Here is a 14,166-nt window from a genome sequence, read left to right as displayed (position 1 = left end):
ACGACACCCTTGACCAAATGTGTCCGACACATGGATCCTTACGCAATGACAACGGGGGTGTTGCGAAACCCTGACTTCCTACGGTTCCTCAGTTCTCACGTCGCCAACGAACTCGGCGCGAATATCTCGCGAGTGGCGCTGCCGCTGGTGGCCGTGCTGGTATTACACGCCGGCCCCACAGAGGTCGGCCTGCTGTCGGCGCTGCAGACGACGGCGCTGCTGCTGATCGGCCTGCCCGCGGGGGTGTGGGTCGACCGGATGCGCAGGCGCCGCGTGCTCATGGTCTCCGACCTGGCCAGGTTCCTGCTGCTGGGCAGCATTCCCGTCGCGGCCGAGCTGGGCGTGCTGACCATCGAGATGATGTTCCTCGTGGCGCTGCTGGTGGGCGCGGCGCAGGTCTTCAACGACGTGGCCGACCGCACCTACCTGCCCGATCTGATCACCACGGGGCAGCTCGCCGACGCCAACTCCAAGCTGGAGGTCGTACGCTCCAGCGGGTCGTTGTCGGGGCCCGCCATCGGCGGCGCGCTCGTGCAACTGCTGGGGGCCTCGCGCACGCTGGTCGCAACGGCGCTCGGCGCGCTCGCCTCGGTGCTCGTCCTGAGCAGGATCAAGGCGCCGGACAAACCGCCGGCCGCCGCCGAGCCCACGCCGCTGATACGCGGCATCCGCGAAGGGCTCGCACACGTCTGGCAGGACAGCCTGATGCGCACGTTCGTGATCACGTCGGCGGCGATGAACCTCTTCGTGAGCGCCGTACTCGGACAGTCGGTGTTGTTCCTGGCCGACGAGGTCATGCTCACGCCCGGCCTCATCGGCGTGCTGCTCATGTCGGGCGGCATCGGCGGCCTGATGGGCGGCCTGACCGGCGGCTGGCTGTCCAGGAAGTACGGCACCGCGCGGATGACCTGGCTGGCCGTCACCGTCGGCTCGCCCTTCGGCCTGCTGCTGCCGATGACGGAGCCCGACTGGCGGGCGGTGTTCTTCGCGATCACCTCGATCGGCCTGTCGTGGAGCTCCGTCCTGCTGAACGTGGGGCAGGTCACCTACCGGCAGACCGTGACCCCCGAGCACGTGCTCGGCCGGGTCAACGCGTCGGTGCGGTTCATGACCTGGGGCATGATGCCCCTGGGCGCGCTGCTCGGCGGTCTGGTGGCCCAGCAGATCGGCGTACGGCAGGCCTTGTGGGTGTTCATGGGGGGCAGGCTGCTGGCGTTCCTGCCGCTGTTGTTCTCGCCGCTGCCCCGCATGCGCGACTTCGGCGAGGTTCAGGCCAGGTCGTAGACGGCGCCACTGCGGGCCAGTTCGATCGGGCCGCCGTAGCCGCCTTCCGAGGCCTCCCCGAGCACCGTCGCCTCGTCGTTCCAGGGGACGAGGTGGGTGAGCACGAGCCGGCCCACGTCGGCCATGGCGGCGTGCTCGGCGGCCTGGCGGCCGGTCAGGTGCAGGCCGGACGGCAGGTCAGGGCGGTCGACGAAAGACGCCTCGCACAGCAGCAGGTCGGCGCCCGCGGCCAGCTTCACCAGCTCGTTGGACTCGCCGGTGTCGCCGCTGTAGGCCACGGACCTACCGCCGCCGCCCACCCGGAAGCCGTACGCCTCCACCGGGTGGTTGACCAGGCCGGCGGTGACCGTGAACGGCCCGATCTCGTACGAGCCGGGCTCCAGCGGCACGAAGTCGAACGCCGTCTCCAGGCCGGGCTCGTCCGGCATGCCGTACGCCGCCGCCAGCCGTCGCGGCGCATCCGCGGGCGCGTAGACGGGCACCAGCGGGTACGGAGCCGCCGGCCCGTACGTGCGGGCGACGTGATAGCCGCAGATGTCGAGGCAGTGGTCGGCGTGCAGGTGCGTCAGGCAGATGGCGTCCACGTCGTAAAGGCCGATGTGGCGCTGGAGCGCGCCGAGCGAGCCGCTGCCGAGGTCGAGCACCATCCTGAACCCGTCCGCCTCGATGAGGTAGCAGGACGCGGGGCTGTCGGGGCCGGGGTAGCTCCCCGAGCATCCGACGATGGTCACCTTCAACGGTTTCTCCTTCGCTGGGGACCCCGGGCTTCGACCCTGGGGAGGAGAGCGAACACGCCGCGGAGCGGCGCCGTGCACGTCGGTTCGCCGTCCGGGCGGAACGACGTCGAGCAGGACCGGTGTCGGTGCCACCGGACAGGGACCCGAGTCAAGTGGGCTCCTTCCCGGTACGACGCTCCGCGTCGCTGGGCCCCTCGATCCCGGTGTGCTCCCTTGTCGCGCCGCCGTTCCAAGCCCCGGAAACGGGTGCGGCCGAGTGCCCGTTCCAGGTGGTGCCCCCCAGCGGTGCGACCTCGACCGCGTCGATCTCCGGCCCCAGGAAGCGCCGCCCGAGCCGGGCGAACAGCAGGGAGTCGCCGGTGGCGCGGAAGCGGTGCCGGGGGGCGGCCTCGCCTCCTGCCGCCAGACCGCGGTCGTGCAGGATGCGGTAGACGTCCTTGGCCGTCTCCTCAGCGCTGGAGACCAGCGTCACGCCGTCGCCGGCGACGTAGGAGATGGCGCCGGTGAGCAGCGGGTAGTGGGTGCAGCCGAGGATGAGCGTGTCGCACCCGGCGGCCCTGATGGGCTCCAGGTAGTCGCGGACGACCTCGATGAGCTCGTCGCTCATCGTCTCCCCTCGTTCGACGTACTCCACCAGGCGTGGGGCGGCCACGCCGGTGAGCCGCACGTCGGGCGCCGCGGTGAAGGCGTCGTGGTAGGCCATCGAGTCGATGGTGGCCCTGGTGGCGATCACGCCCACCCTGCCGGTGCGGGTGGCGCGCACCGCCCGCCTGGTGGCGGGCTGGATCACTTCGACGACCGGCACGTCATAGCGCTCGCGGGCGTCGCGCAGCACGGCGGCGCTCGCGCTGTTGCACGCGATCACGAGCATCTTGACGTCGTGCTCGACGAGATGGTCCATCACCTCCAGGGCGTAGGCGCGGACCTGCGCGATGCTCTTCGGCCCGTACGGCTGGCGGGCCGTGTCGGCCACGTACGTGATCGACTCGCAGGGCAGCTGGTCGATGATCGCGCGGGCGACCGTCAGGCCGCCGACCCCGCTGTCGAAGATCCCAATACTCGCGTCCGGCACGCCTTCGAGGGTAGGCGACCTGCCCGATCAACTCTGCGTAAGAATGCTCACAGTCGCGCGCCGCGCTCGCTCATTAGTGAAACATGGTGGTGATGTGGTGGCGCCTTGGCCGCCACCACACTTTCATCCCCTGCCGACGCGGGCCAGCTGGCGCGACTGGGCCACGAGCCTGCCGGTCGAGTCGCGTACCTCCGCCTCCTCGTCGAACCAGCCGTCCGAGACGAGCCGGCCGCCGCAGAGCACGGTGAGCCAGCCGGGTGCGGGCAGGGCTCGCAGGTGCAGGGTGAGGTCCACGGTCGGCGCCCAGCCGCGCGCGCCCGCGGAGAACACCACGGGCGGCAGCGCGTCCACGGCCAGGGCCAGCACGTACGGGTCGGGGTCCTGCGGCTCCGCCATCCGGAAGTAGGCGCGCGACTCCGGCCTGCCGCTGGGCTCGCCCTTCAGCCAGCCGATCGTGGGCGGGTCGAACAGCACCTCCATCTGGGCGTTCAGCATCATGCCCGACTCGGGCTTGGGGTGGGGCAGCGGGACGCAGTCGTCCATGCCGGGCATGGCGAAGGGCGCTTCGGCGGCGTAGACCGGCTCGGCCCCGTGCAGGGTGGCGGTCGTGACCGAGCTCGCGATCTGCGCCACGCCGTCCTGCACGAGCGTGGCCCTGGCGAACGCGGCCGTCCTGCCCACTTTGAGCGGCTCGATGACGATCTGGGCGGGGCCGGGGACCGGCGCCTTCAGGAACTGCGCGCTCGTGGTCACGGGATGGTCGAACGGCGAGGCCTGCGCGGCCGCACGCATGATCACGGCCAGCAGGTAGCCGCCGTTGAGCGGTCCGCCGATGCCGTATCCCGGGTCGAGGCACACATCATAAGTGTTGTCGTCGACCCTGATCGCCTGTGTCGCCTCGTCGAACTTCGTCATCCGCACCCACCTCGTCTGGAACTTAGTTCTAGTGCCCCCTTACTGTAGCCGCGTGACGGCAGGCGTACCGCCACGAGTGGGACTCCTGGTGGGAAGTCGTACTTCAGCGCATTGCAAGCGGTGGTCTACCAACATCAGCTACCTTCACTGTGGCCATAAGTCCACATTGTGAGTTGAGTGATGTCTGTGAATAATCCCCCGTCCGGTCAGGACCCTGACCGGACCACGGCATACAACTGGAACCAGGGGCAGCAGCCGGAGAACCCCCCGACGATGCCGATGTCATCGGGTGGCCCGTACCCGCCGCAGCAGCCTTACGGCCAGCAGGCCCAGGGGGGCTATGGCCAGCAGCCGCCGCCGCAGCAGCCGTACGGCCAGCAGCCTCCCTACGGGCAGCAGCCACAGCAGCAGTGGCAGCAGGGCGGCTGGCAACAGCAGCAGCCCCAGCAGGGCTGGCAGCAGGAGCAGGGCTGGCAGCAGCAGGGCCAGTACGCGCAGGGCGGCGGCTGGCAGCAGCAGGGCCCTGACGGCGCCGGCCCGCCGCAGCCGCCCAGGAAGGGCCCCCAAACGTGGATCATCGCCGTGGCGGCCGCGCTGGCCGTGGTGCTGCTCGGCGGCGGCGCCGTGTGGGCCGTGGGCGCCATCGGCGGCGGCGCGCAGCCGCACGAGGTGCTGCCCGCCGACAGCCTCGCCTACGCCCGGCTCGACCTCGACCCGGCCGCCAACCAGAAGGTGGCGCTGTTCCAGCTGGCCGGGAAGTTCACGGCCACCAAGGACACCTTCTCCGGCGAGGACCCGCGCAAGGCGCTGTTCGACACCATCACCCAGGGCGACGACTCGCAGGTCGACTTCGCTCAGGACGTCGACCCGTGGCTGGGCAGCAGGATCGGCTTCGCCGCCGTCCCCTCCGGCAAGGACGAGCCCGACTTCGCCGTGGCCGTGCAGGTCACGGACGAGGAGCTGGCCAAGGCCGGCATCGCCAAGCTCATGGACGGCGACAGGTACGGCATCGCCTTCCGCGATGACTACGCGCTCCTCGCCGCCTCGCAGGAACTCGCCGACAAGTACGCGCAGGCAGAAGGCAGCCTGGGTGACAACGCCGACTTCAACGACGACATCGCCGCGCTCGGTGAGCAGGGCGTGTTGTCGTTCTGGGCCCACGTCGGCAGCATCGCCGAGGCGACCAAGAAGGCGATGACACCCGAGCAGGCCGCGGGCCTCCAGCAGGTCAAGGACGCCAGGTTCGCCGGCGCGCTCCGCTTCGACAGCGCCTACGTCGAGCTGGCCGGCGTCGTCAACGGCGCCAAGGGCATGACCCCCCAGGGCGACCTGCCTCCGGCCAACCTGGGTGTCCTGCCCGCGAGCACGGCCGGCGCCCTGTCGATCTCCGGCCTCGACCAGGTCCTCACCAAGAACTGGGCCGACATCGAGAAGCAGGCCACGGCCACCGGCTCCGCCGACGTCCAGCAGATGCTCGCGCAGATCAAGACCCGCTACGGGCTGGAGCTGCCGGGCGACCTCGCGACGCTCTTCGGCAAGAACTTCACGTTCGCGGTCGACAGCGAGGGCCTGAGCGACAACCAGTTCAGGGCCGGCGCGCGCATCGCCACCGACCCGGCCAGGGCACAGGCCGTCCTGGACAAGATCCAGCAGGCGATGGCCAACGGCGGGCAGGGCGCTCCGCAGATCGCCAAGGTCGCCGGTGACGGCGTCTTCACCGTGGCGACGACGGACGACTACGCCAAGAAGCTTGCCGAAACGGGAACGCTGGCCGACTCGGAGACGTTCAAGACGGCGATCGCCGACCCGGACGAGGCCAACATGGCGCTCTTCGTCGACCTCGACAAGATCGAGAGCCTGTACCTGAACTCCATGCAGGGCGACGAGAAGGCCAACGCGCAGGTGCTCAAGGCCGTCGGCATGAGCACGTCGATGACCGACAGCTCGGCGACGTTCTCGCTGAGGGTGCTGGTCAACTAGACGGGGCCCGAGACAGCCGTACACGCGACGAGGGCGGCCGGTTCAGCGAACCGGCCGCCCTCGTGCCGTCCTTGGTCCGGGAGCCGTCAGGCCCAGAGCTGGCCTTCGAGGCGGTCCTCCGCCTCCTCGAGCGTGCCTTCGTACGCGCCCGTGGACAGGTATTTCCAGCCGCCGTCGGCCACCACGAAGGCGATGTCGGCGCGCTCGCCCGCCTTGACCGACTTCCTGGCCACGCCCAGGGCCGCGTGCAGCGCCGCTCCGGTCGACACCCCGGCGAAGATGCCCTCGGCGGCCAGCAGCTCGCGGGTGCGCCGCAGCGCGTCGGCCGAGCCGACCGAGAAGCGCGTGGTCAGCACGGACTCGTCGTAGAGCTCGGGGATGAAGCCCTCGTCCACGTTGCGCAGCCCGTAGACCAGCTCGCCGTAGCGCGGCTCGGCGGCGACGATCTGCACGTCCGGCACCCGCTCGCGCAGGAACCGCCCGACCCCCATCAGCGTGCCCGTCGTGCCGAGCCCGGCCACGAAGTGCGTGACGGTGGGCAGGTCCTCCAGGATCTCCGGGCCCGTTGAGTCGTAGTGGGAGCGCCAGTTGGCGGGATTGCCGTACTGGTAGAGCATCACCCACGACGGGTTCTTCTCGGCCAGCTCCTTGGCCACACGCACGGCCTCGTTGGAGCCGCCCGCGGCCGGCGAGGAGATGATCTCGGCGCCCCACATGCGCAGCAGCTGGCGGCGCTCCTCCGACGTGTTCTCCGGCATCACGCAGATCAGGTTGTAGCCCTTGAGCTTGGCCGACATGGCCAGCGAGATGCCGGTGTTGCCGCTGGTGGGCTCGAGGATGGTGCAACCGGGAGTGAGCCGCCCGTCCTTCTCGGCCTCCTGGATCATCCACAGCGCCGGACGGTCCTTGACCGACCCGGTCGGGTTGCGGTCTTCGAGCTTGGCCCAGATCCGCACCTCCGCGGAAGGGGACAACCTCGGCAGCCCCACCAGAGGCGTGCGCCCGACCGAGTCGATCAACGAGTCGAAACGCATGTCAGCCACCGGCGACGGCGGGAAGCACGGTCACCGTGTCGCCGTCGGACAGCGGCGTGCCAAGCCCGCCCAGGAAACGCACGTCCTCGTCGTTGAGGTAGACGTTGACGAATCGGCGCAGATTACCCTGGTCGACCAGGCGGTCCTTGATGCCGGGGTGGCGCGACTCGAGATTGCTGATCAGCTCGTCGAGGGTGGCGCCCTCGGCGTCGACGGCCTTCGCGCCGTCAGTGTAGTTGCGCAGAATGGTCGGAATGCGAACCTCGATGGCCATCGCGGTCAGTCTCCTCAGGTCAGTCGTCGTCCCATCGGCAGCAACGCCGACGGCAGGATGCGGATTCCGGGGAAGTTTCACCAGGGATCTGCTCGCCGGGCGCCGCGCCCTCAGGGGCGTGACGGCAGCCCGCGCAGCGGCTCTCTCACGGACAGTCGTAGACGACGACAGCCGGGGTGTGCGCGAAAAGGAAGCTCTGCACCTGCCGGACCATCATGGGATGAACCTTACCTCTTCCTCCGTGATGACGCCTTCGAGGATGCGGTAGGAGCGGAACTCCACCTCGGTGTCGTCCTTGGTGGAGACCAGGACGTAGTGGGCGTCCGGCTCGGAGGCGTAGGACACGTCAGTGCGCGACGGGTAGGCCTCGGTGGCAGTGTGGGAGTGATAGATGACGACGGGCTCCTCGTCGCGCTCGTCCATCTCCTTCCAGACCCTGAACTGCTCCATCGAGTCGAAGCGGTAGAAGGTCGGCGAGCGCTCGGCGTTCTCCATCGGGATGAACCGCTCGGGCACGCCGCCCCGGCCCGCGATGATGCCACACGCCTCGTCGGGGTGATCGGCCCGGGCGTGTGCGACGATCCTGTCGGCGAGTTCCTGCGAGATCGACAGCATGACCCGGAAGCTACCAGAGTGCCCGCACCAGACTGTCCTGCAGGTAGGTCAGCCAGTCGTAGGTGACGTAGGCCGGGTAGCGGGGGTCGTCCTCCGACATCATCGCGATCTCGTCGTGGATCTCCTCCGTCACCTCGAGCTTGACTCCGAGCGTCAGGCGCACGTCGTTGAGCGAGCGCAGCCAGGCCTGGGCCTGCTCGGGCGTGAGCTCCGCATGGCCGGGAGCGGCGGTGTCGAAGACGGTCTGCGCGTCGGCCCGCTTGCCGTCGCGCAGCGTCGCCTCGGTGTAGCGGCGGAACTCGGCGGAGTCCTTCTCGTCCTTGTACGCCGAGGGGAACAACCTGGCCAGCACCGGATCGGACGGCACCGCCGTGTCACCGATCCCGAGCGCCCGCTCCAGCGGGTCGTCGCTCGTCTGGCCCGGAGAGACGATGCCGAGCATCATCGACACGAGCGAGCGCAGCAGCGAGACCTCCGCGGCCTCGAAGACCGCGATGACGCCGCCGTTCCTGCCCGGCTTGAACCCCGAACTCACCCGTGCCGCCTCACTTGACCGAATCCGGCTGGACCGTCGCCCACAGGCCGTAGGAGTGGAGAATCTGCACATCGCGTTCCATCTCTTCACGCGTGCCACTGGACACGACAGCCTTGCCCTTGTGGTGGACGTCCAGCATGAGTTTCTCGGCCTTCTCCCTGGTATAGCCGAAGACCGTTTGGAAGACATAGGTCACGTAGGACATGAGGTTGACCGGGTCGTTCCAGACGATGGTCACCCAAGGCAGATCGGGTCGGACGTCCGATGACGGACGCTCAACGGCGATTGGAGCGGTGCTACCCACATCCCCGAGTCTGCCCTATCTGGGCCGTAGTCTTCGACTCGTGACAATGACCATAAGCACTGCGTTGCTCACAGATCACTATGAGCTGACGATGCTGCAGGCGGCCCTGCGGAGCGGCGCGGCGCACAGGCGCGCCGTCTTCGAGGTGTTCGCCAGGCACCTGCCGGGCGGGCGGCGTTACGGGGTTGTCGCCGGGACGGGACGTGTCCTGGACGAGCTTGAACGCTTCCGATTCGGTGACGAAGAACTCACCTACCTGCGCGAGCACCGGGCCGCCGACGAGTCCACTCTGGCGTTTCTGGCCGATTACCGATTCTCGGGTGACATCTACGGCTATCGCGAGGGCGAGCTCTACTTCCCCGCCTCCCCCATCATGATCGTGGAGGGCACCTTCGCCGAGGCCGTGCTCCTGGAGACGATCACGCTGTCGATCCTCAACCACGACTGCGCCATCGCCTCCGCCGCCTCCCGCATGGCCAACGCCGCCGGCAAGCGCCCCCTCATCGAGATGGGCTCGCGCCGTACGCACGAGAGAGCCGCGGTGGCCTCCGCACGGGCCGCGTACATCGCGGGGTTCGCCTCGACCTCCAACCTGATGGCCGGACGCGTGTACGGGGTCCCCACGGCCGGCACGGCCGCCCACGCGTTCACCCTGCTGCACGACTCGGAACGTGACGCGTTCGAGGCCCAGATCGCTTCCCTGGGGGCGGAGACGACGCTGCTGGTGGACACGTACGACGTGGCCGAGGCGGTCCGCACGGCCGTCGAGCTGGCCGGACCCAAGCTGGGGGCCGTCCGCATCGACTCAGGCGACCTCGCGGCGGCCGCGCAGGAGGTGCGTGAGCAGTTGGACGCGCTCGGGGCGTTCAACACCCGCATCCTCGTCACCTCCGACCTCGACGAGTACGCCATCGCCGCGCTGGCGGCCGCCCCCGTGGACGGCTACGGCGTGGGCACCTCCCTGGTGACCGGGTCGGGCGTGCCCACGGCGGCGCTGGTGTACAAGCTGGTGGCGCGGGAGACGGCCACGGGCAAGCTGGAGGCCGTGGCCAAACGCTCGGTCGGCAAACCGTCGCGCGGGGGGCGCAAGGAGGCGTACCGGCTGTACGACGAGAGCGGCCACTGCGACACCGAGCTGATCACGACGGGCGGGCTCGCCCCGGAGGGCGGCATCCCCCTGCTGCACGAGCTCGTACGAGACGGCGAGGTCGTCGGCAGGGAGCCCCTGTCCGCCGCCCGCGAACGTCACGCCAAGGCCGTCACCAGTCTCCCCCAGGACGCCCTCCACCTCGGCCGGGGCTATGCGGCGATCCCCACCGAGTTCGCCTGACGTATCGTGGCACCATGGGCAGCGCGCTGATCATCGTCGACGTGCAGAACGACTTCTGCGAGGGCGGCAGCCTCGCCGTCGCCGGCGGCTCGCAGGTGGCGGAGGCGATCACCCGTCACGTGGCCGACCACGACTACGACCACGTGGTGGCCACCCGCGACCACCACATCTCGCCGGGCGAGCACTTCTCCGAGACCCCCGACTACGCCTCCACCTGGCCCGCCCACTGCGTCGCCGGCACGCCCGGCGCCGACTTCCACCCCGCCTTCGACCTGTCGGCGGTGCAGGAGGTGTTCAGCAAGGGCGCCTACGACGCGGCGTACAGCGGGTTCGAGGGCACCTCGCGCGAGGGGGAGCCGCTGCACGAGTGGCTGAAGGAACGCGGGGTGAGCCAGGTCGACGTGGCCGGCATCGCCACCGACCACTGCGTGCGCGCCACCGCCCTCGACGCGCTCAAGCACGGGTTCGAGGTGCGGGTGCTGCTCGACCTTACGGCGGGCGTGGCACCGGCGACCACGGAGGCGGCGCTGGCGGAGCTCAAGGCCGCCGGCGCCGCCCTGCGCGGCACGCCCGTGCTGGGCTGATCGGTTGGCATCGGAGGGAAGCGCCGTGAAGGCGTCGCCCCAGAGCGGCTTCGCCGCCCGGAAGAGCCTCTGATCGCGCGTCAGCACCCTGATAGCGTTCGGCGATGTGCGCCGCCCGTCGGACGTCGGCGGCCGTCATGGAGACCATCTCGTAGCTCCCGTCGCCGACGTCGTGCAGGAACGGAAGCTCCCCGCGCTCCCCGGCGAGTTCCGGGAACATGTAGTCCACCTCGGCGAGCACGTAGGGGGACAGCAGGAGCGGCCCTGGGCCGGACAAGGGGACGTTCGCCGACGACCTCTTCGGCGAGAGCGCGTGTGACCGCTTCGCGGATGTAGTCCCCTTCGGACATCTCGTGGCAACCCTGCGGTCATGAGGAGGTCAACATCGGCACGCGGCAACCTCATGCGAGGAGTGGGAGATCTTCACCCGGGCGACAGGACCTTCAGCCCTGGGCCAGCCGCAGGGCGTCGTCGGCCTGGTCGAAGACCTCGAAGGCGTGCCGGAGCCCGGTGATCGACAACACGCGCTCCATCACCCCCTGCACGCCTCCGAGCAGCAGCCTGGTGTCCCTGGTCTCACAGCGCTGCAGAATCTCGACGAGTTCGTTCACGCCCATGGAGTCGCAGAACCAGACGGCGCTCAGGTCGATGACGAGGAACGGCGTCGGCGGCACGTCCCACACGCGCTGCAGGTGCTCCCTCAGCACCGGCAGCCCGTTGACGTCGAGTTCGCCTTCGAGCCGGATGATGACGGCGTTCTGAGAGAGGCCGGAAGTGACGATCAGCGTCGACCTACCGGTGGCCTCAGACGACATGGGTGGAGTCCTTCTGCATATCTCGAGACAGCCAATCGTGGTTGTTGCCGCTTGGGTCGAGCTTCTAACAGAAGGTCACTGCTCTGTGTCCAAACACACATAGTCACTCAGCGCGACCGCGCCTGGTGGCGAAGAACCCGGCGTACTTCTCGAGGCGGTGCAAGGGCGGGATCTCGATCTGGCGCCTCCGCCGAGAGGCCGCCACCACCGAGGTCGCCTACCGCCCCGACGGCAGGCACGAACGCCGGCCCGAACGATGCCTCATCATGGTCAGGCACCTCGCCCCCACCCGCGAACCCTCACCGGCCCAGGGCGCTAGCGTCGCTGGGTGGCCCAGCGGCGGATGGTGGCGATGCGTTCCTGGATCTGCTCGGCGGTCGCCTGCGCGATCGGCGGCCCGCCGCAGGCGCGGCGTAGCTCGGAGTGGATGACCCCGTGCGGCTGGCCCGTGCGGTGGTTCCAGGCGCCGACCAGGCCGTTGAGCTCGCGCCGCAGCTCGGCGATCTGCTCGTGCGGCGCCAGGGTCTGCCGCGGCTCGGCGTCCGGCTGCTTGCGCTTCGCGGCCTGCTGGTCGGACTGGCGTTTGCGCAGGAGCGTGGCCACCTGGTCGGGCTCCAGCAGGCCGGGCAGGCCGATGAAGTCCTCTTCCTCGGCCGAGCCGAGCTCGGCCCCCGTGCCGAACTCACCCCCGTCGAACAGCACGCGGTCGAACGTGGCCGACGTCTCCATCGTCTCGAACGGCAGCTCGTCGCCCAGGACGTCGGGGTTGTCCTTCTCGCGGTTGGCCTGTTCGAGGAGGGTGTCGTCGAGGCCGTCCTCCGGGGGCCGCTTGTTGAGGACGTGGTCGCGCTCGGCCTCCATCTCGTTGGCCAGGCCCATGAGCGTGGGGACCGAGGGCAGGAAGACGGACGCGGTCTCGCCGCGCTTGCGGGCGCGGACGAACCGGCCCACGGCCTGGGCGAAGAAGAGCGGGGTCGAGGTCGAGGTGGCGTAGACGCCCACGCACAGCCGGGGGATGTCGACGCCCTCGGACACCATGCGCACGGCCACCAGCCAGCGGTCCTCGGACGCCGCGAACTGCTTGATCTTCTTCGAGGCGCCGGGGTCGTCGGAGAGCACCACGGTTGCGCCCTCGCCGCTGATGTTGCGCAGGTGGCGGGCGTAGGCGCGGGCGGTCTCGTGATCGGTGGCGATCACCAGGCCTCCGGCGTCGGGGACGCCCCTGCGCACCTCGGTGAGCCGGCGGTCGGCGGCCTGCATGACCTGCCGGATCCAGTCGCCCTTCGGGTCGAGCGCGGCCCGCCAGGCCTGGGAGAGCTGGTCCTTGGTGAGCGGGGTGCCCAGGGTCGCGGCGATCTCGTCGCCGGCCCGCGTGCGCCACTTCATCTCGCCGGAGTAGGCCAGGAAGATGACCGGGCGCACGACCCCGTCGTCGAGGGCGGGGCCGTAGCCGTAGGAGTAGTCGGCGACGCTGCGTTTGAAGCCCTCGGCGTCCTCCTCGTAACCGACGAACGGGATGGGGTTGTCGTCGGACCTGAACGGGGTGCCGGTGAGCTGGAGCCGCCGCGTGGCGGGCTCGAACGCCTCGCGCACGCCGTCGCCCCACGACTTGGCGTCGCCGGCGTGGTGGATCTCGTCGAAGACGACCAGGGTCTTGCGCGCCTCGGTGCGCGCCCGGTGCAGCGCCGGGTGCATGGCGACCTGCGCGTAGGTCACCGCGACCCCGGTGTAGTCGCGGGACGTGGCGCCCTGGCTGTTCTTGAACTCGGGGTCGATGTTGATGCCCACCCGCCCGGCCGCGTCGGCCCACTGGCGCTTGAGGTGCTCGGTGGGCGTCACGATGGTGACCGCCCTGATCACTCCCTTGGCGAGCAGCTCGCTGGCGATGCGCAGGGCGTAGGTGGTCTTGCCCGCGCCCGGGGTCGCCACGGTGAGGAAGTCGCGCGGCTCGCGCCTGAAGTAGAGGTCGAACGCCTCCTGCTGCCACGCGCGCAGCTTCTGGGCGGTGCCCCAGGCTGCTCGGTCGGGATAGGAAGGCGAAAGGTGGGACGCGGCGAAGGTGCTCACCGCATCACCTCTGGGGTTGGTGTGCTTCGCTTTCTCACAGTGACCCTAGAGTAATCGGGCCCACCGACAAGACGTGCCGTGAGCCGAGGATTCTGGCCAAGGTGGTCCTCACGTGTTAGGGGGGCGGGGGCTTCTCATCCCGGCCGGATGCTCGTCATGACCATGTCGAGCTCCTGCCTGCGATCGGTGTCGGCGGGCTGGAGCAGCCCGACGAGCAGCACGGTCCTGGCGCCACGGGTGAGCAGCATCACGCGCAGGAACGCCGGCCGGTTGACCACGTCCCGATATTCCGCGCGCAGTGCCCGCGTGTGGCCGTCCGGGAGCTTCTTGTCCTCGACGACGGTCACGCGGTCCCCTTTGAGCAGGAGCCTGGAGTAGAGCTCCGCCGCCTCCTTGGCGGCCTTGCCCGCGTCCTTCGCCGGCGGCATCGGCCTGGCCATGACGAGCGCTCCCGCGTCGTCCCTGATGACCGAGGTGAACCCGGTCACCGGCGGCACCGGCCCCTCACGCCACCCCTGCGGCAGGGCCACCGACACTCCCGCCGGCGGCTCGCTCGACCGGCCGTTGTCCGCCGGCGGCGCGGTGGACCGCAGCACCACGGCGGCCACCACGATCAGCCC

Annotated in this window: 16 protein-coding genes; 4 read left to right on the top strand and 12 right to left on the bottom strand. The window is 69.7% G+C overall.

Annotated features, from left to right (window positions below):
- The first annotated feature begins 30 nt into the window (after positions 1-30).
- Positions 31-1,284 carry an MFS transporter gene (locus E1267_RS06150; protein WP_132330670.1) on the top strand — a complete coding sequence of 418 codons (1,254 nt, stop codon included), beginning with the start codon at positions 31-33 and terminating at the stop codon, positions 1,282-1,284.
- On the opposite strand, the gene E1267_RS06145 is transcribed toward E1267_RS06150, so the two are convergent.
- The 4 genes from E1267_RS06145 to E1267_RS46190 all read right to left on the bottom strand — a co-directional run bounded on the left by E1267_RS06145 (position 1,269) and on the right by E1267_RS46190 (position 4,575).
- The gene (locus E1267_RS06145) at positions 1,269-2,021 is read right to left on the bottom strand and encodes an MBL fold metallo-hydrolase (protein WP_132330668.1); all 753 of its coding nucleotides are present in this window, start codon (positions 2,019-2,021) and stop codon (positions 1,269-1,271) included. The two genes, E1267_RS06150 and E1267_RS06145, sit on opposite strands and share 16 nt — an antisense overlap.
- Positions 2,022-2,169: 148 nt before the next feature.
- Positions 2,170-3,093 (bottom strand): glutamate racemase, encoded by a 924-nt coding sequence (gene murI / locus E1267_RS06140; protein WP_132330666.1) that lies wholly within the window; start codon positions 3,091-3,093, stop codon positions 2,170-2,172.
- A 123-nt stretch (positions 3,094-3,216) separates the two neighbouring features.
- A complete protein-coding gene (locus E1267_RS06135) occupies positions 3,217-4,008 on the bottom strand; it encodes a thioesterase family protein (protein WP_132330664.1) in 792 nt (263 codons plus the stop codon).
- A gap of 282 nt (positions 4,009-4,290) precedes the next feature.
- Entirely contained in the window at positions 4,291-4,575 is a 285-nt protein-coding gene (locus E1267_RS46190) for a hypothetical protein (RefSeq protein WP_246063524.1), read from the bottom strand.
- 15 nt (positions 4,576-4,590) lie between these two features.
- Between E1267_RS46190 and E1267_RS06130 the strand changes: the two genes are divergently transcribed.
- Positions 4,591-5,988, top strand: a complete 1,398-nt coding sequence (locus E1267_RS06130; protein ID WP_246063522.1) for a DUF3352 domain-containing protein — start codon at positions 4,591-4,593, stop codon at positions 5,986-5,988.
- Positions 5,989-6,074: 86 nt separating this feature from the next.
- Here E1267_RS06130 and E1267_RS06125 read toward each other — a convergent pair whose 3' ends face one another.
- The 5 genes from E1267_RS06125 to clpS all read right to left on the bottom strand — a co-directional run bounded on the left by E1267_RS06125 (position 6,075) and on the right by clpS (position 8,750).
- Positions 6,075-7,022 carry a PLP-dependent cysteine synthase family protein gene (locus E1267_RS06125; protein WP_132330662.1) on the bottom strand — a complete coding sequence of 316 codons (948 nt, stop codon included), beginning with the start codon at positions 7,020-7,022 and terminating at the stop codon, positions 6,075-6,077.
- Between the two features lies 1 nt (position 7,023).
- Entirely contained in the window at positions 7,024-7,296 is a 273-nt protein-coding gene (locus tag E1267_RS06120) for a MoaD/ThiS family protein (protein WP_132330660.1), read from the bottom strand.
- 213 nt (positions 7,297-7,509) lie between these two features.
- Entirely contained in the window at positions 7,510-7,911 is a 402-nt protein-coding gene (locus E1267_RS06115) for a M67 family metallopeptidase (RefSeq protein ID WP_132330658.1), read from the bottom strand.
- Between the two features lie 10 nt (positions 7,912-7,921).
- Positions 7,922-8,446, bottom strand: coding sequence for a DUF2017 domain-containing protein (locus E1267_RS06110; RefSeq protein ID WP_132330656.1), 525 nt, complete (start codon positions 8,444-8,446; stop codon positions 7,922-7,924).
- 10 nt (positions 8,447-8,456) lie between these two features.
- Positions 8,457-8,750 (bottom strand): ATP-dependent Clp protease adapter ClpS, encoded by a 294-nt coding sequence (gene clpS, locus E1267_RS06105; protein WP_132330654.1) that lies wholly within the window; start codon positions 8,748-8,750, stop codon positions 8,457-8,459.
- A gap of 46 nt (positions 8,751-8,796) precedes the next feature.
- On the opposite strand from clpS, the gene E1267_RS06100 reads away from it, so the two are divergent.
- Both E1267_RS06100 and E1267_RS06095 read left to right on the top strand, forming a co-directional pair.
- Entirely contained in the window at positions 8,797-10,080 is a 1,284-nt protein-coding gene (locus E1267_RS06100; RefSeq protein ID WP_181957748.1) for a nicotinate phosphoribosyltransferase, read from the top strand.
- Positions 10,081-10,094: 14 nt separating this feature from the next.
- Positions 10,095-10,664: an isochorismatase family protein gene (locus tag E1267_RS06095; protein ID WP_132330648.1), complete on the top strand. Its 570-nt coding sequence runs from the start codon at positions 10,095-10,097 to the stop codon at positions 10,662-10,664.
- 443 nt (positions 10,665-11,107) lie between these two features.
- Here E1267_RS06095 and E1267_RS06090 read toward each other — a convergent pair whose 3' ends face one another.
- The 3 genes from E1267_RS06090 to E1267_RS44100 form a co-directional block, all read right to left on the bottom strand.
- Positions 11,108-11,479 (bottom strand): STAS domain-containing protein, encoded by a 372-nt coding sequence (locus E1267_RS06090; RefSeq protein WP_132330646.1) that lies wholly within the window; start codon positions 11,477-11,479, stop codon positions 11,108-11,110.
- A gap of 315 nt (positions 11,480-11,794) precedes the next feature.
- On the bottom strand, positions 11,795-13,546 hold the full coding sequence (locus E1267_RS06085; protein ID WP_171055285.1) for a DEAD/DEAH box helicase: 1,752 nt from the start codon (positions 13,544-13,546) through the stop codon (positions 11,795-11,797).
- Positions 13,547-13,680: 134 nt separating this feature from the next.
- Positions 13,681-14,166: hypothetical protein (locus E1267_RS44100; RefSeq protein ID WP_165959479.1), on the bottom strand; the 486-nt coding region annotated here is incomplete at its 5' end.

This window comes from Nonomuraea longispora (assembly GCF_004348345.1).
Lineage (GTDB): Bacteria > Actinomycetota > Actinomycetes > Streptosporangiales > Streptosporangiaceae > Nonomuraea > Nonomuraea longispora.
Note: the sequence above shows the minus strand (reverse complement) of the source record. Positions and strands in the feature narration are given on the sequence as shown.